The 17,661-nt window shown below is 64.5% G+C and carries 13 protein-coding genes; 5 read left to right on the top strand and 8 right to left on the bottom strand.

Features of this window, described 5'->3' with window-relative positions:
- Together AC1DYM_RS20000 and AC1DYM_RS20005 are read left to right on the top strand one after the other, a co-directional pair.
- Positions 1-845 (top strand): hypothetical protein (locus AC1DYM_RS20000; protein ID WP_477341339.1); only part of this gene is annotated, 845 nt, incomplete at its 5' end.
- Positions 846-855: 10 nt separating this feature from the next.
- Complete coding sequence (locus tag AC1DYM_RS20005; protein ID WP_477341341.1) at positions 856-1,944, top strand: PD-(D/E)XK nuclease domain-containing protein; 1,089 nt, start codon at positions 856-858, stop codon at positions 1,942-1,944.
- 862 nt (positions 1,945-2,806) lie between these two features.
- Here AC1DYM_RS20005 and AC1DYM_RS20010 read toward each other — a convergent pair.
- Complete coding sequence (locus AC1DYM_RS20010; RefSeq protein ID WP_477341343.1) at positions 2,807-3,673, bottom strand: RHS repeat-associated core domain-containing protein; 867 nt, start codon at positions 3,671-3,673, stop codon at positions 2,807-2,809.
- 162 nt (positions 3,674-3,835) lie between these two features.
- Here AC1DYM_RS20010 and AC1DYM_RS20015 point away from each other — a divergent pair, with 162 nt between their 5' ends.
- The 3 genes from AC1DYM_RS20015 (at position 3,836) to tssA (ending at position 7,048) form a co-directional block, all read left to right on the top strand.
- Positions 3,836-4,684 carry a GlxA family transcriptional regulator gene (locus AC1DYM_RS20015; protein WP_477341345.1) on the top strand — a complete coding sequence of 283 codons (849 nt, stop codon included), beginning with the start codon at positions 3,836-3,838 and terminating at the stop codon, positions 4,682-4,684.
- Positions 4,685-5,049: 365 nt separating this feature from the next.
- Positions 5,050-6,033, top strand: a complete 984-nt coding sequence (locus tag AC1DYM_RS20020) for a LysR family transcriptional regulator (RefSeq protein ID WP_477341347.1) — start codon at positions 5,050-5,052, stop codon at positions 6,031-6,033.
- Positions 6,020-7,048: a type VI secretion system protein TssA gene (gene tssA, locus AC1DYM_RS20025; RefSeq protein ID WP_477341349.1), complete on the top strand. Its 1,029-nt coding sequence runs from the start codon at positions 6,020-6,022 to the stop codon at positions 7,046-7,048. The genes AC1DYM_RS20020 and tssA overlap by 14 nt, the downstream gene beginning before the upstream one ends.
- Here tssA and AC1DYM_RS20030 read toward each other — a convergent pair.
- From AC1DYM_RS20030 to tssK, 7 genes are read right to left on the bottom strand one after another with little or no spacing between them, the layout of a single operon-like run.
- Positions 7,045-7,356, bottom strand: coding sequence for a hypothetical protein (locus AC1DYM_RS20030; RefSeq protein ID WP_477341351.1), 312 nt, complete (start codon positions 7,354-7,356; stop codon positions 7,045-7,047). The two genes, tssA and AC1DYM_RS20030, sit on opposite strands and share 4 nt — an antisense overlap.
- Before the next feature lie 17 nt (positions 7,357-7,373).
- Positions 7,374-10,154: a bifunctional serine/threonine-protein kinase/formylglycine-generating enzyme family protein gene (locus AC1DYM_RS20035; RefSeq protein WP_477341353.1), complete on the bottom strand. Its 2,781-nt coding sequence runs from the start codon at positions 10,152-10,154 to the stop codon at positions 7,374-7,376.
- The gene (locus AC1DYM_RS20040; RefSeq protein WP_477341355.1) at positions 10,151-10,882 is read right to left on the bottom strand and encodes a PP2C family protein-serine/threonine phosphatase; all 732 of its coding nucleotides are present in this window, start codon (positions 10,880-10,882) and stop codon (positions 10,151-10,153) included. Before AC1DYM_RS20040 ends, AC1DYM_RS20035 begins: the two co-directional genes overlap by 4 nt.
- A complete protein-coding gene (gene tagF / locus AC1DYM_RS20045) occupies positions 10,879-11,469 on the bottom strand; it encodes a type VI secretion system-associated protein TagF (protein WP_477341357.1) in 591 nt (196 codons plus the stop codon). The genes AC1DYM_RS20040 and tagF overlap by 4 nt, the downstream gene beginning before the upstream one ends.
- Positions 11,466-15,017 carry a type VI secretion system membrane subunit TssM gene (tssM, locus tag AC1DYM_RS20050; RefSeq protein WP_477341359.1) on the bottom strand — a complete coding sequence of 1,184 codons (3,552 nt, stop codon included), beginning with the start codon at positions 15,015-15,017 and terminating at the stop codon, positions 11,466-11,468. Before tssM ends, tagF begins: the two co-directional genes overlap by 4 nt.
- On the bottom strand, positions 15,014-16,312 hold the full coding sequence (icmH, locus tag AC1DYM_RS20055; RefSeq protein WP_477341361.1) for a type IVB secretion system protein IcmH/DotU: 1,299 nt from the start codon (positions 16,310-16,312) through the stop codon (positions 15,014-15,016). The genes tssM and icmH overlap by 4 nt, the downstream gene beginning before the upstream one ends.
- Positions 16,313-16,316: 4 nt before the next feature.
- Positions 16,317-17,657: a type VI secretion system baseplate subunit TssK gene (tssK, locus tag AC1DYM_RS20060; RefSeq protein WP_477341363.1), complete on the bottom strand. Its 1,341-nt coding sequence runs from the start codon at positions 17,655-17,657 to the stop codon at positions 16,317-16,319.
- Positions 17,658-17,661: the final 4 nt, after the last annotated feature.

A 17,661-nucleotide genomic window follows, 5' to 3' on the forward strand; every position in this document is an offset into this window, starting at 1 on the left:
GGCTTCCGTCGGCCGATGACAAGGAGATCAGGTGTAGACAGAGATTGCCGGTGATGTTGCGACAGGACGCCTTACTGGGCGAGAACGAAGTGCAAGGCGCGATCTTCGCGTCGCTGCAGGTCTACGCGCACCAACAGGGCATGAGCGCGCAGGTCTTTGAGCCGTACGCCAATCAGCAAGGCGATTCGGCACGTCGCTTTGGCGCCGATCTGATCGCGATCCTTGACCGCTGCCGCGTGGTGATGCTTGAGGTGAAAGCTTTGGACGTGGCTGCGAACCAGCTGATCAGCTTTCGATCCGCGCAACACGATGTGTGCTGCCAACTCGAACGCCTAGGGCTGCCGCTGGCGTACGCTTTCAACACCCGGGCGGCGCTGGCCTACTATATGTACCCTCAGCGTTCCGGGTGGCCAAGCCTGACGCTTGCAGCCATCGCGCGGGCCGCGCCCTCAAGACTGCCAGACGACCATCCGGCGCCACACCATCCCTCGCTGCTTGATTGGTTGCAGACCGGCGAAAAGGCCCAGACTGACGGCAGCGTGGCGCTTGGCTGGATGTTAGGGGCGAGCCAGAGCACGCGGCCGCGCACCCTGACCAACGCCGCCATGGTGCTGGTTTACTCCGTCGATCACGCAACTGTCCTGGCATTGAAGGCCGCGGACGCCGATCGTCTCATCGAGATACTGACCGAGGCGCCCGACCTCAATCGTCAAGCCAAGACGACGCTCGATAGGTTGCTGGGCGCGCAGGCGGAGGCCTTTACGATCTTCGAACGTCCTGACGACACACCGAAAGACACCGCTGCGAACGACGGAGGCCGCCCACGTGGACCCCGCCCCGGATGACTGCAAACGCATGACGCCTACCGTATCGACTCGCGGCACCCGCCGTTCAATGACCATCAATATGGTCAATGGCGTTCTCGAGATGCATCGCTTACGCGCCGTGGTGGCGGCGGCGATCATGTTGACGATGCTGGCAATCGGCGCCCTATACATTGGCCGGATCGCACCGATCTTCGTCGCGGCGGACGTCGACAACCCGGCTGTCCGAAACGTGATCGCGTCAGATGCGTATCGCCGGGTTACCAAGCCGATCTTTAGCCAATTGGAAGCATACAACACGTCGAGCACGGCCCCTGCCCCCTCCCTGAGCACCTACCATTTTGATGATGCCTCGCAGTGGGGACTGACGGTGGTGGGCCGTCTTGAGCTGATCGAGCTGCCGTCGCGAGGCGCGCCGTTTGCGGCGTCGCCGACGCGCCTACCGGCGTACAAGTACGTCTCCACCTACCAGGTGCGCTTGGCCTGGCCCGATCTGATGGTGGTGGTTCTGCTGGAAAGTCTGTTCGGCGCAATACTGCATCTCCTGTATCGCAGCCGCCCTGCGCGTCATCGCGTCGCCTTCGAAACCCAGGTCATTGCTGATCATTACGCAGCATTGCGCGATGGTCCGCCCGCGCCCGCGCTAGGGCGCCACAGCCTGAATGATCGCGAACTGCTCAGGCGACTGCTCCTGGGCTTTCACCCCTTCTGCCTGCGCTTGAGCCGCCGTAGTCGTGACCGTCCGGCCTTCCTGATCGGCGACGAGTACGACGTCCAGGACCTACTAAGTGCCCTGCTATCGTTGAATTTCGGCGACGTACGCGCCGAAGAATCGCTACCCAGCCATTCCGGTCGGCGCCCCCGTATGGATTTTCTGTTGCCGGAGCTGCGCACCGGCATTGAGGTGAAGTTCATCAGCGATAACACGAAAGTGCGCGACCTGGGCGCGGAGTTGYTGGTTCAGGCGGCACGGTACCAGGCGCACCCCGAGTGCAACCATCTGGTGTTTTTCGTCTACGACCCCGACATGCGCTTGGCCAACCCGACAGGCTTGGTGGCAGCCTTACGGCATGACGATCCGCAATGGGCGGTGGAGATCATTGTGGCGCCGGCGCGCTGAGCTTAGGCAACAGCGTCGTCTTTCCTGCCGGTGCATCGTTGATATTCCTTACCGGATGAGACTACGGACGCTTCATCGCCACTAGCCCGAAAGATTGCCTTACGCCCATTCATCGCCGACGACCATGGGCATGGCCCAGAGGCCCATTGCAACGTCACGGGCCTCTTGCGTCACGCGTGCTCGTAGCGTAAGCGGCCGGAAAATAGGCGCCCATTTCGTTTTATCCGGTTGCGAAGAAGCGACAAAACGCCGGATCGGGAAGTCATCCGGGCGTTGACCTAGCTGACGCTGAATCGAGCAAGCAATACACGGTATTTGCTGATCCGCTGACGTGTCGCATGCACAGGTCGCGGCCATCGCACGGCCTCGCTGACTCACGGTCAACTGGCCACGGCCGCCACAGCCGTGACCCGATCCCGTGCCGGCACTAGACCTGTTCGCGTTATAGAGTGCAGGTCCCGGTGCCGAGGCTCGTCAGCCGAAGGCAATCGCCGTCACTTATGCCAGCCCATGCATTAGCGCGAAGTCCAGGTCAGCCGATCCGTAGTCACGTCGACGGACTGAAATTCCCCCAGAGCGGCGATCAGTTTATCGAACGTGGCCTGCGCAATTGGTGCCTTCCGGCCCCCACGCAGCTCACACCAAACGGACACCGCTTGGACATCGACGTACGCCACTGGACCGCCTCCAAGTCCCGGGTCCAGAATGCCCGTACTCGTCAGTTTTTCGACGCCCCATGGAGCCGTTCCTTCGACAGGCTCAGACAACCCGGCGTATTGCACCGTGACTCGCAACGGGGCACCTTCCTCTTCGACTTCGCAAAGTATCCTGAGAAAAAGCGGCAATTCAGAGCTCATCGTCTTCACGTTCCAGGCATGTAGGGAAAGATAACTTCGCTGCCCTTTTCATTTCTTGCATGGTAATGAGGGCAGCGATGCCACTCTGGATGGTCATCTCCTACTTGTCCAGGGTGGCCGTCGGGATGATTGATAACTTGAGCGTGCGAACCCCAAGTAGTGCTGTAGTAGCCGTAATTGCTCCCGCCGTGCTGCTTCACGTACGTATAGTTTCTTCCCTTATCACCTAGATATTGGCCCCAGGGAATAGGATTGCCTTCGTTGCCAATGCTCATTCCTGCCCATGCAAGAGCTTTCTGGTAGGCCTCGAACCGCGTATCCGGACCGCATCCACAGTCATCGTCGTTATCGGGATGCGTGTCACGACTGAGCGTGGCGGCCGCGCCCAATGCCGCGCCACCGACACCCGAGCCAATCTTGGACCACATGCCCGTACCTGCATTGGGCGCCACGACATCCGCGCAAGCCGCCGCGCCATATTTGGCACAGTAAGCGGTGACAGTGTCCTCGAGAAGCCCCTCGGCATCCGTAGACGACAATGGATTACTGTTGATGTAGCCGTAGGTGTTGATTCCGCCGGTCAAGCCAATGGGATCGCTTTGGATGTACCGCCCGGTTGCGCTGTCGTAATAGCGATGAATGTTGTAGAGGAATCCGCTTTCGCTGTCCCAATACTGGCCCGCAAACCGCAGATTCAGCACATACCCGCTTGTCGAAATCGGTGCCTGCTCGCCAAACGGGTTGCCCTGGTAGACCCACGACCACACCACGGCGCCGGCGGCGTTGGTGACCGCACGAGGGGTGTTCAAGCCATCGGCATGCACGAAGGCCAACGTGGTCCCGTCCACCACTGCCACCGGGATGTCGTCCATCCACACATAGTCACGGGACGCCGCGCCATACTCGCCCAGCAGCCCGCCGGGGCCGTAGGCAAACCGAGTGGTGGCAGAACCGATCGTCTTGGCAATGCGATGCGCTGACGCGTCGTAAGCATAGGTCGCTTCGAGTACACGAATCTGTTTCGTGGCGAGAGGGTGTATCAGTTCCGCCTGGTGTCTGAGGATGGCGGCCCGGTGATGACCTCGCAGAGCTTCTCCGTGAATACGGATCGTCTAAGGGACTGGACCTACGACACGCTCATCGTGGCCGGGGACAATGACGGCGACCTCCCCTCTCCCAGCCTCGTGGACTACGTGCGCCAGGCGCCGGGCCACAGCCGAYGTGTCGCCGCGATATGTACCGGTGGGTTCGTGCTGGCCGCGGCCGGCCTGCTCGAAGGGAAGCGCGCAACGACGCATTGGTTTCATGCACAGCAATTCAGGAAGCAGTTCCCCCACGTGCTGCTCGATGAGGACCGCATCTTTGTGGTGGATGGACAGATCTGGACGTCGGCGGGCATGACCGCGGGACTGGATCTTGCCTTGGCGATCGTTGAGAACGATTTCGGGTTGGAAACGGCCCGTACGGTTGCGCGTAAGCTCGTGGTCAACCAGCGGCGAGGCGGAGGGCAGTCGCAGTTCTCCGCGCTCCTGGAACTGGACGCAAAGTCGGACCGCGTAAAGATGGCTCTTTCCTATGCGAAGGAGCATCTGCGCGACGATCTTTCGGTTGAGGTGTTGGCCGACGTCGCGCGACTGAGCCCGCGCCAGTTCAGTCGGGTCTTTAGCGAAGAGACGGGCCAGTCTCCAGCGAAGGCCATCGAGCGTCTTCGTGTGGAGGCGGCTCGACTGATGATAGAGACGACGCGGCACCCCATCGAAGTCATTGCACGCGAGACCGGATTCGGCGATCGGGAACGCATGCGGCAGGCGTTCCTTCGCGCGTTTGGGCAACCGCCGCAAGCCATACAACGGACCTCTGCAGGATCCGTCCTGGCTCTGTAAACCTGACACGCGCAACCGATGGACGAAAAGTCGGCACACACTGGGTAGTTTTCCGATGCGCCGATTGACGACATCGGGGCACAAGTGTCGCGGCATCAAAGACACGTGTCGTGGGTCGCACTCTGTAGAACAATCACCCCTTAGGGTAATTGACACCACCACCCTTTACCGCGCAAATACCGAGAACCATTTTCTCGATGTCGTGTCGCTCGTCAATGACACGAACATCTCCAACTCAAGCGAAAAAACGCGACGTAGATCACGGAATACTTCCCGCTAAATACTCTCCGAGCACCGCTTTCTCCCCTCCCCTCGCATCAAGTTGAACCGCACCTGTCCCCACGAGTGCGGCGCACGCGGTAATCATGAATCTGAAACCGAGCGACCTGCCCCTCCTCGTCTCTCTCGATATGTTGCTGGAAGAACGCAACGTGACGCGTGCCGCTTCGAGGCTGCACGTCAGTCAGCCTGCTTTGTCGGCGCAGCTGGTTCGCCTTCGCCGGCTGTTCAAGGATCCGCTGCTTATTCCGTCGGAAACCGGGCGCGGCATGGTGYCGACGCCCAAGGCGGAGGAAATGGCCGTTTCGCTCCGGGATGCGCTAGCCCAGCTGGGCACCCTGGCCGATCCGGTCGATTCGTTCGATCCCACGCGCGATGCCGCGACGTTCTGCGTCGGCGGGTCGTTCAGCGCCATCAGCACGTTCGCCAACCCGCTGATCCGTTCGTTCCAGGCACAGGAAAATCGTCAGCTTCGACTGGCCTTCCGTAGTGGAAGCGAGGATGCCGACGTGCTTGCACAGTTCGAAAATGGCGAGATCGACATGCTTCTCGTGCCGAACGAACAGGTGCCGCCGTCGTTGAAGACGAAGCAACTGCTGGCTGACGAATTCGTGATGCTACAGCGCATCGGTCACCCGCGAGGCAACTACGATCTCACGATCGATGAGTATTGCTCGTTGGGGCACCTCATTGTTTCCTCATCCGGACGGATGGAGGGGCTGATGGACATCCGGCTGAAGGAGTTGAACCGTACGCGGGACGTCCTCGTTTCGGCACCTTACGGGGACGCGATCGGTTCGCTGCTTACCACGACCGATCTGGTATGTACGTTGCCGCAGAGCATGATCCAGGCGGTGGGCCCTGGCGTGGAAGCGTTTCCCCTGCCCTTCGACCAGCCGGATATGTCCCTCGCCATGGCCTGGCACAGTCGTCTGGACAAACAGCCCGCACACCGTTGGTTGCGCGACGAGCTGGTCCGTATCAGCGGCCGGCTGCGACCGCCACGTTACACGCGCACCCCTGTTTTCCCCTTTCCTTTGCTGGACCTCACACCCGATGGATACCACTGACCGATTCCTCGATCCGCTCGAGGAGCATGCGCCCTGCGGCCCTAACCTGGAGTATGACCCGGCGTTTCTGACCCTGGAGAGCCTCGCTGCGCCAGGAGCGGAACGTGCGATAGGCGACACCGTCAAGCAAGCGGAGGAGCCCGATTGGCGCGAGGTCTCGCGCCAGGCCGAGCAGGTCGCCGAGCGCACGCGGGATATTCGCGTCGCCATCCATTGGGGCAACGCCCGGTTGAAGACCGAGGGCTTCGTTGCCTGGAGTGCCGCGGTCGGTCTGGTCGCGGATCTGTTGACGCGTTACTGGGACGATGTCCATCCGCGCCTCGACGAGGGTGACCCGATCGAACGGATCAACGCCTTGTCGGCGCTCGCAGCCATCGACGGCACAGTGGCCTATCTACGCACGGTTCCGCTGCTGCGCGCCGAGCGCGTGGGCGCCTTTTCGCTGCGTGATCTACGCTTGCTCAACGGCACGCTCAAGGCCGGCGAAGGCACGGCGGACGCCCCGCTCATCACCCAGGACATCGTGGATGCCGTGGCCCAGCATGTGGATGTCGAACTCCTCGTGGCCACCGGGGCTGCGATCGCCGAAGCGCTGGTCCATGTCCGTTCGATCGGTCACCTCTTCGCCGAACGCACGCCGGGCATGGGGCCGGATCTCGATACGCTCGAGCGAGACCTGCGTGACATCGATGCGTTCCTGCGCACGCAGGTAGCGATCAGGGCGCCCCAGGCCCTTGTCGCCGAAGGTCTCGACCCGGTAAGTGACAGCGATCTGGAGACAGGCGCGACGGCAGCCACTGCGGTACGCGGCCCTGTCCGGAATACGGACGACGTGCTGCGCATGCTCGACGAGATCTGTGCGTGGTACGCACGCAACGAGCCTTCCAGCCCGGTGCCGCCTTTGCTACGTCGTGCCAGCCGCTTGGTCGGCCTGAGCTTCGCCGACCTGTTACGGACCCTTGCGCCGGGCGGTCTGTCGGAGTTCCAGCAGCTGTCCGGCGACGACGCAGGCTAACGAAGGACCGACCAGCTCAACACCGCGGCGGCGAGCAGCAGGAGCACGCCGCCGCCGAGCCACCATCGCAGGCCGTTCCCCTGCCCGGGCGAGGCGTGCGTGACGGCGCGCCGCATAGGCATCGCGCGGATGGTCGCCGCGTTGACTGCCGGCGCCATGCCACCCGCAGGCCGTCGCAACGTATGCGATCCCGACGCTTCCGAAAGCAGCGCCGACTGCAGCAAGGCGCGGCGACGCTGACGGTACTCGGGCGTGTCGATACGCGCCGCGCTATGGGCATCGTTCAGATGCCCGAGTTCGTGATTCACCCTCGCTTCCCAGGTCATCACGGGATGTCCCTCACCAGCCGGAAACCGACGTCGCGTTCGGCCGACCCATCGCTTTCGCGTGTGCTCGTGACCGAGCAGGCGTCGGGGCCGCTGCGGTAGCTTCCTCCCCGTACGGCGAGGTCCGTGCCCTTCGTCGTCCATTCCCAGATACCGCCGACCATGTCCACCAGGCCCCAGGGATTGGTCACCGCTTTGCTGCTCCACTCGTCACCGCGAACGAAGCGCCCAAGGCCTGTCGTTGCCGTACCACAACTTGCGCTACTGCTGTCCCAGTCACTGCCCGCGTGCGCGGCCAACAGCCATTCCTCGTCTGTCGGCAGTCGATAGGTATACGTACTGACCTGCGACAACCAGGCGGCGTAACGACGCGCGAAGGCGACGGGAATCGAGCGTGCCGGTTGCGTCGGGATCTGCCCACGGGTAATGGCGCAGGTGCGCGTGGCGCGGCAGTACTGGTCCAGGTCGGCCACGGTAATCTCCGTTCGGGTCATGGCGAACGGCTTGCGTCCGTGTGGCACGACGACCAGCGCAGGACCGTGCGCACCGGCCGAGAAGGTGTCGAAGCATTCGCGCGCGCTGCCGGCAAGACCACGACGTGCGCAGGGATCGACATGGCTTGCCGTCACCGCGGCCGGGGTCTCCCGAAGGCGATTCACCACGTTCGCAAGCGATCCTTCCGGCAATGCCTTCGAGGCCTTCATGGCGGCTTCCATGTCCTTCAGACCCTCGGGATCCGCCAGTTTCACGGCGTCGACCTGCTTGCGCAGCGCCTCCTGGTCGGCGACGGAGGGTGGCGGTCCCTTGGCGGCCGTCATGACCGCGAGGGCCAACTGGTAGCGTGTGGTCGCCGCCGTCAGGTCCGGCCGGTCGCCCGTCGCCGCAAGCCCCGCGGCCACCTTCTCCGCCGCTTCCTTCCAATGCCCGGCACTGCACGCGGCGCGTGCTGCATCGAGCGTGGCCTTCGCCAGCAGGTTGGCGGGCTCGTCGGTCGGCKTCGGTGTGCCGCCGTCAATCCCACGCAGCTGCTTGTAGCTGTCGAGCGCCTTGTCGAAATCGCTGGCGGCAGAGGCCTGGCGCAGGGATTCCAGACGCGCCGCGCGTTCCGCGTCGTGCACCTCGGCCGGCGAATGGTCGGCGGGGGCCGCAGCGGTCGTTGCCGCATCGGCCAGCTTGAGCTTCAGCTCGGGGTTGGCCAGCAGCCGGCTCGACGGGTCGATCGTGCGAATCGTCGCCAGGATCGCCGGCACGTCGTCCGTGCCGCTGCCGGTGAGGCGGTTGGCCAGGATCGCCTGGCTCAAACGTGTGTCGAGGCGATTGAGTGCTTCGTCGCGTTCGCGCGCGACCTCTTCGCGACGGCGATCAACCTTCGGCGCAAACGTCTTCAGTTGCGCGCGAAGAGCGAACACCTTCTGCGCGCCGACGTAGTCATAACGTCCGTGCGACGGGTCCCAACGCGAGGCTACAAGCCGCACCAGGAAGCCGTCGATGGCATCGGCGCCATCGACCACCACGTGCCGTCGCTCATCGTTATCGAGCACGGCGAGCGCCGCACGGACATCGTCTTCGCTTCGAAAGCCATCGACCTGGTCGGGCGCGAAGCGACGGAGCGTATCCGCCATGTGGCGACGCCCCACCTCCAAGGACCCGAACCACGTGCCGGCGGCAGCGATGACGACCAGGCCCGCGGTCGCAATGAGCCACGGTGTCGCTCGCTCACGCCAGCGCCGTCGGCGCAGCCCTGACATCACGGCGCCAATATCGCTACTGCGCTTATCAGCCGTGAAGGCAATCGCATCGACCAAGGCCTTGTACTGCCGCTTGTCGAGTCCCGGTACGGCTGGCGGTCGACGACCGGCCGACATCGCCTCTTCGGCGTTCTGCTTGTCGAAGGGGTGACGTCCCGTCAGCAATTCGAAGACGACGCAGGCGAATGCATAGATGTCGTCCGACGGAGTGGGCGCCTTGCCCTGGAGCATCTCGAGGCTGGCATAAGCGGGCGTCATGGCGCCAAGCGTTCCCGCATCGAACACCGTGCGGTCGTCCCTGTGCTCCGCACCGATCTTGCCGGCCCGTGCAATGCCGAAGTCGAAAACCTTCGCCATGCCAGTTGGCGTCACCATCACATTGCCCGGCTTGAAATCCGAATGCACGATGCCTGCGACATGCGCGCGCACGAGGGCCTCGCCCATGTCGGCGATCAACGGCCACGCCTCATGAAACGGCATGCCGTCGCGAGCCTTCGTGCGTATGAGTGTCCGCAGATCCTGGCCTTCGACGTATTCCATCGTCATGAAGACGTTGGTGCCGTCCTTGTCGAAGTCGTACACCCGCACAATGTGATCGTTGCCGAGATGCTGCGCGCGGCGCGACTCGCGCTGCAAGGCGATCAGTGCGTCCGGATGCTTGCGGAACTCGTCGTTGAGCACCTTGACGGCGACGTAGGGATCGCGGTCGCGTGCTTCCACCTTTCGCTCGTCGCGGGCGAGATAGACCACGCCCATGCCGCCACGACCCAGCTCCCGCTCCATAAAGAACCGGCCCTTGAGCAGGCTGCCGACACCGATACGCTCACCCTGGGCCATGTCGGCCATGTGTCGCCAGCTGTCGCCGGTGCCCTGGGAGGCCGACCCTGTGGCCGTGCCTTCCCCCGCTCGCTCATGCAAGGGCTTGAACACGGTTGCATCGTCGTCATCGGCGGCGCCATGGAGGACGTCGGGCTCGGGCGTCCCCGGCTTCACGGGCAGGACGCGGGTTTCTTCGTCGTTGGGCTGTTTCATGAATGTGTTTCCTTAAGCGGTTCCAGCCTCACGGCGACCGCCGACACGTTGTCTCGACCGGCGTGATCGAGCGCGCTTTCTACCAGCGCATCGATCAACGCTCGCGGGTCGGCGTGGCGACGGCAGTGGTGTTCGATGTCGGCGTCGCTGAGCTCCTTGTTGATCCCGTCGGAACACAGCAGGAAGCAGGTGCCCGGGCGACGTGCGCGCACCGACCAGTCGACGAAAAGTCGCTCTTCGGCACCCACGGCGCGGGTAAGAACGCCCGCCGGCGCACCGGCGCCACCACCGCCGAACTGTGTTTCGTCACTTCGGTCACCGTGTACGTGATCCTGCGTGACCTGCTCGAGGCGATCGTCCTGGAAAACATAGGCGCGGCTGTCGCCCACCCAGCCGACGGCCACGAGATCACGTGTGTGTATGAGGACAACGACCGTCGAGGCGACGACATCGACCCGGCGCTCGCGTGCCATCGTGCGAAGGCGATGGTTGATCCGCAACAACTCGTCCTCGATGGCATCCATCGTCGATGTAATGTCGGCGGACGGGCGCAGTGCACCGAGTCGTTCGACGATCAGCGCACTGGCGACGTCACCCGCCGCGTGCCCACCAAGACCGTCTGCGACGACCCAGAGGCCGGGGACATCGGCGACGAGGATCGCGTCTTCGTTGTGACGACGCACATGGCCGGTCTCGGTACGGCCGGCGGAAAGATAGGACGGGCTCACGCGGTCACCTCGTCGATGTCGACGCCGAGCAGACGGAGGTAGTCCGCGGCGTTGGGTAACCCGGGCAAGGCAACGTCAGGGCTGGAACGATCACCCCGCCACCACAGGCTGCCGATGTGCGGATCGACGATGGGCGGGACGCGTTGCGCCGTCGAGGAAGCGGGATCAGGCAGCATCGCCACCAGGGCGTCGAACATGGTCACGTCGATACCTTCACGTGTGCGCGCCGCCGCGGCGTCGAGGGCGTCGAACCACCTGTCGGCCGGCATGTGGGGCCATCCATGGGTCGCCTCTGGCGGCGATACGGCCAGCACTAGGGGATAGACCCTGCCCACGCGATCACGGGACGGCATGACCACGCCTACCCAGGGAAGCTGACCGCAGACCTCCGTCGCCAGCGCGAACCGCCACGGCGGCGACGCGAGGAAGATCTCCCGCCATCCTTCACCCAGAGCGGCGGACACCGTAGCGAGCGCGGACTGCATCGCTGCATCCCATCGATCGACAAAGCTGGTCGGTAAGCGGCGTTGCACGAAGTCGCCGACGTTCGGCAGCTTGCCGTGGAATCCCACCAGGGCGCGCGTCATGTCGGGCACCGGAAACGACGTACGCTGCTGTCGCCGAAGGGGTTGTGCAGGTTGGCCGCTTCGATATCCACGGCTACGTGCGTCGCACCGAAACCAAAGCTCGCGCCGAAACGTGTTTCGGTACGCCGCTGGAGCGAGGCCGCGTCGAGCGCATGAAACCAGCCCCACTCGCCGGGGTAATCCAATGCGGGCAAGGGATTGCCGCTACTGTCCCATGCGCTGATTCGCGTGGTGCCGGGTGTCGGACCCGGCCAGCGCATCGTCACAGGCGTGCTCGCTTCGCCCGCCTTGTACTCGAAGCGCTGCCCGTCGATCTCGATCAGCAGCCGGCCGATGCCGGGCGGCGGCGTGGTGATCGACACCGTGAAGCCTACCTGCGGCGTGGGACCATCGCGAAAATAGGCCTGGCGAATCGCATCGGCGAGCTGTGCCTGGGCGAGCACCGCGCCACCGGTACGCGCGCCGTCGGCATCGCGGAAGCTCCATGTGCTGCCGCTGCTGTCCACCGACTTGGAAAGCACCTGCTTGAAAAAGGTGTCGAAGCGGCCGTTGTTGCCGAATAGGTCGGCGAAGTTCTGCAGCGGTATGTCGGAGCGACTCTCCGGAGAGAACGGATAGCGACCCTGGACCAGGCGCGAGCAGTCGTTTCCGGCCGCCTGACGGAAGCCCTCGGCGAGCGCACCGTCCGCGCCCTTGCTGACCAGCGACTGGCTGGCCCCTACCAGGCTGCCCAGCCAGGTCGACAGCGGCGGCGGCAGTTGCCCCGCTTCCTGACGTGCGATGGCCAGTGCGGGGTCGGTCTGTCCCAGCCCATCCGTGCTGGGACGCGACGTCAGCAGCGTCTTGCTCATCTGGTCCAGCACAGCAAGGATCCGATCGAGCGGCGTCGCGCCGGGTGTTCCGTCGGTCAACTGGTTGAGGGTGGCGAAATGCTCGACGATCGGCGCATCCGGGCGCTGCGTCGCGACCGCTGTCGCGGGTGCATTGCCCTCAGCGACCAGACGGGCGATCTCGCTGCGACTCTTCACCTGATCGGCAACACGCCGTTCCGCCGCAGCAGCGACACGGTCGGCCCCGTCCGAAGGCGCCTGTCGCAGCAGATCCGTGGTGTTGTCACGGACCAGTGCCAGCAGAGCCTTCAACGGCGAGCTTGCACCGGCGAGTCGAGCAGCGACGCCGCTGGCCTCCTGCACGTTGGTCACGGGCTGCAGCTGCAGATCACCGATCAGGTCATCCCACGCGCGTATGTAATCCGCGACGTAAAGGGTTCTCACCTGCGTGGCCAGCGAGGCGCGGCGGACGGGATCGTTCACCTTGACGCCGAACACCCAATCGTCCTTGGCAAACGCATCCACGGCCGATGCGATGCCACCCCTCCCACCGATGCCAGGGGCGTTGCCCTCCTGCACCATGGCGGCGAAGACCGGCCTCGTATACAGGGCTGGCAAGGGCTTGGACAACGGGGCACCGCTGCGCCGGCGGAACACATTCCCGAGCAGACCCAGTGTGCGATCGAGCCGTACCGGTGCATCCTGGCGGGATTCGCTGTCGAGCTTCAGCCCGCCATAGATCAGCGTCGCCAGGTCGGCGGCGCGCAAGGATGCCCGTGCCGCGTCGACCAGGCCCGCGTCCAGCGGGAACGTCCGCAAGCCATCACGACCATCGAACAGGATGCGGAAATGCCCCTCGAGCGCATCGGCCAGGCCATCGTCGTCCGGGAACACCTCACGCCAGCGTTCGCGTGCCAGCGACGCGAGGCTGTTTCCGTCGCGATGCTCGGGTTGTCCCAGCATCAGGTATCCCTTCAGTGCGTAGTAAAGGCGCTGGGGATCGCTGGCAGCGTCGCGCACGCCATCACGGAATTGCAGGGCAAGGCCCGGCACCACGCTGGCATTGACCTCACGGATATGCGCATCGCGCAGCTGATCGAATAAGGCAAAGCCTTCGAACAGGCCGAAGCGCATCGATAACGGGTGCTCGCTACGTACCTGCCCGGCTAACTGCTCGGCTCTGCCAAGCACGTCCAGCCGCTGAAGGGCCAGCGCATCGTACTGGCGCAGCGACGAGGGGGTCGCTGTGTGCGCATCGTCGGGATAATCGCGAAGCACCTGGGCCACGCTCGTGACGAAGTCGGTGTTGCGCGCCGCGCTGGTGAACATGCCGACCAGCGATCCCACGGTCACGATGGCGATGGCGGCGATTGCCGCCGCTCCGGCAAGGCGGCGACGCCGCAACACGACCGGGTTGGCTCCGGCGAAACCTGCCTCGGGGAGGATCACTTCATTGAGCAGGCGTTCGACAAAAAATGTCCGGCGCGGCGAGCGTGACACCGAGGTCGTGGCGGTATGCATGCCGAAGGAACGGCTCACGACCGACAACACGCGATCGATCGGCGTGCCCTCCTGGGTACCTGAGGTCAGGTACACACCGCGGAGGACAGGCGGTCGACCATACGCATGGGCACCGAAAACGGCCGCACACAACGGTAAGGCCAGCTCGCGAAGATGCCGTAGCTGCTGCGGGAACGAGAGGATCCGGGCACGCCGGCGCACGTCGCGCTCCGCGTGCATGCGCGACACCACGGAGCCATCGATGGCCTCGAGCAAGGCATCGAACTCGTCGCCGACCAGGTCCGTCGATGTGCCATCGACACTACGAAGCTCGGGAAAGGTGACGCCCCACACCTGCGCACGTCCTGCCGCGTCCAGCGTGTCGAAATGATCGAGGAAGCCGGCGACCAGATCGAGTTTGGTAAACACCAGGTACACCGGCAAGGCCACGCCAAGCCGCGTGCCGATCTCGTCGACGCGCTCGCGCAGGACCTCGGCGTGACGCTGACGCTCCGCCGGATTCATCGTCAGGAGTTCGGCAACGCTGACGGTGAGGATCACGCCGTTGAGTGGACGTCCCCGCCGGTAACGGCGCAGCAGCTGGAGGAAGGCGTCCCACGCCGATGCGTCGACACTGGGGTCGGAATCCTGCGTGGTGTACCGACCCGCCGTATCGAGAAAAACCGCCTTGTCGGTAAACCACCAGTCGCATTGACGCGTACCGCCAATACCCGCCACGGAACGCTTTCCTGTGCCCGCCAGCAGGGGAAACTCGAGGCCCGAGTGTTCAAGCAGCGTGCTCTTGCCCGACCCGGGGGCCCCGATCAACAGGTACCAGGGCAGTGCCTCAAGACTGCCACCGCCATCGCGCCGCTTGCGCAGCAAGCCAAGCGCCTCGACGAAGCGCGTACGCAGACCCTCTCGTTCGGCCTGGGTACGCGCCTCGACATCCCGCCGTTGCAGCTCGTCCTGCGCGGCCATCTCCTCACCCATGCGCTGGCCGCGTTGCCCTGCTAGCCATCGGCGCAGCAAAACGACACCGACCCATATCGCCGCAACGATGAGGATGGCCACGACGCGGGCGCCGACGCCAGCCAGGGGCTGATGATCGCCGATACCGAGGTACGGTCCGCCAAAAGCAATCAGCAGCGCGCAGAGAAAGATGCCGATAGCGGCCCGCATCCAGACATGACGAAACACATCGCCCAGGTTTTTCATCCGGCCTCCGGGACGAACAGAATGTCGACGCGACGGTTGCGTGCGCGGTTAGCCGGCAAGTCTGCCGGTGTCGCGACCGGCTGTGACGCGCCGGCACCGCTGGATTCCACGCGTCGTGGGTCATCCAGCTCACGGGAAAGCAAGGCGCCGACGTTGCGTGCACGCGCCGCGGAAAGTTCGAAATTGTCCTTGAAGCGTAGCGAACGGATCGGCTGGTCGTCGGTGTGACCGACCACGATGACGCGACCGCGAACCTGGTTCAGTGCATGCGCGACACGTCCGAGCAGCGCTACCTGATCCGCTGCGACGTCGGCGCCGCCTGAGGGAAACATCTCTGCGGCGGCCAGTCGCAGCGTCGCTTGCCCATCCGACCGCTCATCGACCGACAACGCACCCGTGCGCGTGTCGTCGGCGAGCAACTGCCGCAGGCTGGCCGATGGCGGCTTTGGCGCCGCTGTCGTAGGCAACGGCACGCCACGCAGGCCGATGCTCGCCAGGCGTGCGCTGACCGGTTCGACCGCGCCGTTGAGACGTGTGTGTAGGAACACCCATACGCCGAAGAGCAGGCAGCACGCCGCCAACCCCGCCATCCACACCGGGACACCGCGACGGGGCTTCAACGGACGATCGACCCCTTGCCAGCGCGGTGACAACGCCACGGGCGCTGCGGCGCGATACGCCATGATCCGTCGGTAGACATCCTCGCGGCGGTCGGCGAGTCGCCCCTGGCCACCGGATTCGACGAGGTACTTGCCGCCGAAGCCAAGTGCCAGGCAGAGGTACATCAACTCCACCAGGTCGATATGGCGAACCATGTCCTGGGAAAGGCGATCGAGAATGACGAAGAACTTCTCACCGCCATAGGTTTCGCTGTGAAAGGTGACCAGCAGGGTTTGCCGGCTCCAGCCGGTCTGCTCGCCCCAGGGCGAATCCAGCACTGCCTCGTCGATCATCGTGCAGAGCACGTAGCGCGCAGCGACGGCGGTCTGCGCGTCGATACCCGCACGGGCGCCCGTATCCTCGAAGCGGCGCAAATAGGCGATCGCACGGTCACGCAACAAGGCCGGATCGGGAGCGTCGACCGTGTTGCGAAGCTGCGCCGCGAGCAACAGCAGCGGATTGGCAGCACGCACGAGGGGATTGCCGCCGGCCGATGGCAACTCCTGCGTCGCGCGTGACAGGTCGCGACCGGGATCGCGTTCGCGTGCCGGCGGCGGTGTCGGCGCACGAACGCCACTTGGTCGCACGATCGTGGCGTCGGCCCCTGGCGAGGCATCGAGATCATCATGTTTCATGCCATCAGCTCCTCACCGCCCACAGTTCCAGCGCCAGGCCGTCGAAGCCGTCGCCGAAGTGCAGCGCGACGCCGCCCGAGGTGCGCAGCGTCTTCCACATCGGCGAAGCCGTATCGAGCTCGAAGTACTGGTAGCCCGCGTGGAACGGAATCTGCCGCGGCGCGACCGCGAGGGAGGCCACGGCGATGCCCGGCAGTTGCAGGTTGACCAGGTCGCGGATCTTCTCCACCGGGCCGATCTTGGACTGCGACGGAAGACGACGACGCATGTCCGCCGCGGCGATGTCGGCCTTGGCGGCGAGCACGAAGRACGCCCCGTCCAGCAAGCTGCCATCGGCAACGGTGCCGACCCACACGCCGTACTTGCGCTGTTGCAGCGGCACGGGGATGGCCGTCTGCTCCAGAACGGCGCTGAGGCTCAGGCGCAGCGCCGCGATCACGGGCTCGAAACTCTCGCGAAGCCGATCGTGACGGTACGGCGGAAACGTCTCGCTGCGTTTTCCTGGCGTGGTGAAGGTCGCCATTTCACCCGCCATGCCCAACAGCAAGCGGTACAGGTCTTCCGGATGAAGCAAGGGCGCCTCGGCCAGATGCGCCAATTGCGGTTGATAGCGGTTGACCAGTTGCAGCATGAGGAAGTCGGCCAGCTCGGCCGTGCTCGTCCGGTCGGTACCGCCGACGCGGCCGGCCAGCGCCTCGCCACGTTGGTGCAGCAGGCCAAGCAGCTCGGTGAGAAACAGCGTCAGCCTTTCGGAAGCCCGGCATGCCAGCGCGCTGGGCACGAAACCGTCGTCCAGCACGACGCGACGGTCCGCGCGGCATTCCACCAGATGAGCGAGTGGAAGTTCGACCAGTCCTTCGCGAGCCTGCACGGCGGCCGTCAGCCGGGTGCTGAGACCACCGACTTCGAGCACGACGCTGTCCGTCGTACTCCCGGAGGCATCGCTGACTTCCGTCTCACGCACGGCGAAGCGAGCCAGCTGGCCGGGAGTCTGTGTGGCCGGCCAGACGCTTTCCGGCTGCGAGGGCGTCCGTAACGCCAAGCTCAGGTAGATCACCTGATCGCGCCAGTTCGTGTCGATCTCCAGGGGCGGCGGCAGTGGGTCGCGGTCGGGCATGGAGAATGGCGTACCGTCGGGAAAGACACCGCGGGCCCGGCGAATACCCAGCTTGCCGATCGATAGCAGATCCCGCTCGATCTCCAGCTCGTCGAAGCCCCAGGGATGCGGTCGCAAGGTTGCCGCGCGCAGTTCCACGTAGCGCTCGGTATAGCGGTCCTGCTGCTGCATGTGCTGCGGGCGAAGGAACAAACCCTCGCTCCACACCACCTTGTTGAATGCGGTCATGGTC

The sequence above is a fragment of the Luteibacter sp. P1_D3 genome (assembly GCF_056406135.1).

Bases quoted from the DNA above. Each gene is read 5' to 3' on its own strand.
- AC1DYM_RS20010 (WP_477341343.1), bottom strand. From the start codon at position 3,673: ATGGACGACATCCCGGTGGCAGTGGTGGACGGGACCACGTTGGCCTTC.
- tssA (WP_477341349.1), top strand. From the start codon at position 6,020: ATGGATACCACTGACCGATTCCTCGATCCGCTCGAGGAGCATGCGCCC.
- tagF (WP_477341357.1), bottom strand. From the start codon at position 11,469: ATGACGCGCGCCCTGGTGGGATTCCACGGCAAGCTGCCGAACGTCGGC.
- tssM (WP_477341359.1), bottom strand. From the start codon at position 15,017: ATGAAAAACCTGGGCGATGTGTTTCGTCATGTCTGGATGCGGGCCGCT.
- icmH (WP_477341361.1), bottom strand. From the start codon at position 16,312: ATGAAACATGATGATCTCGATGCCTCGCCAGGGGCCGACGCCACGATC.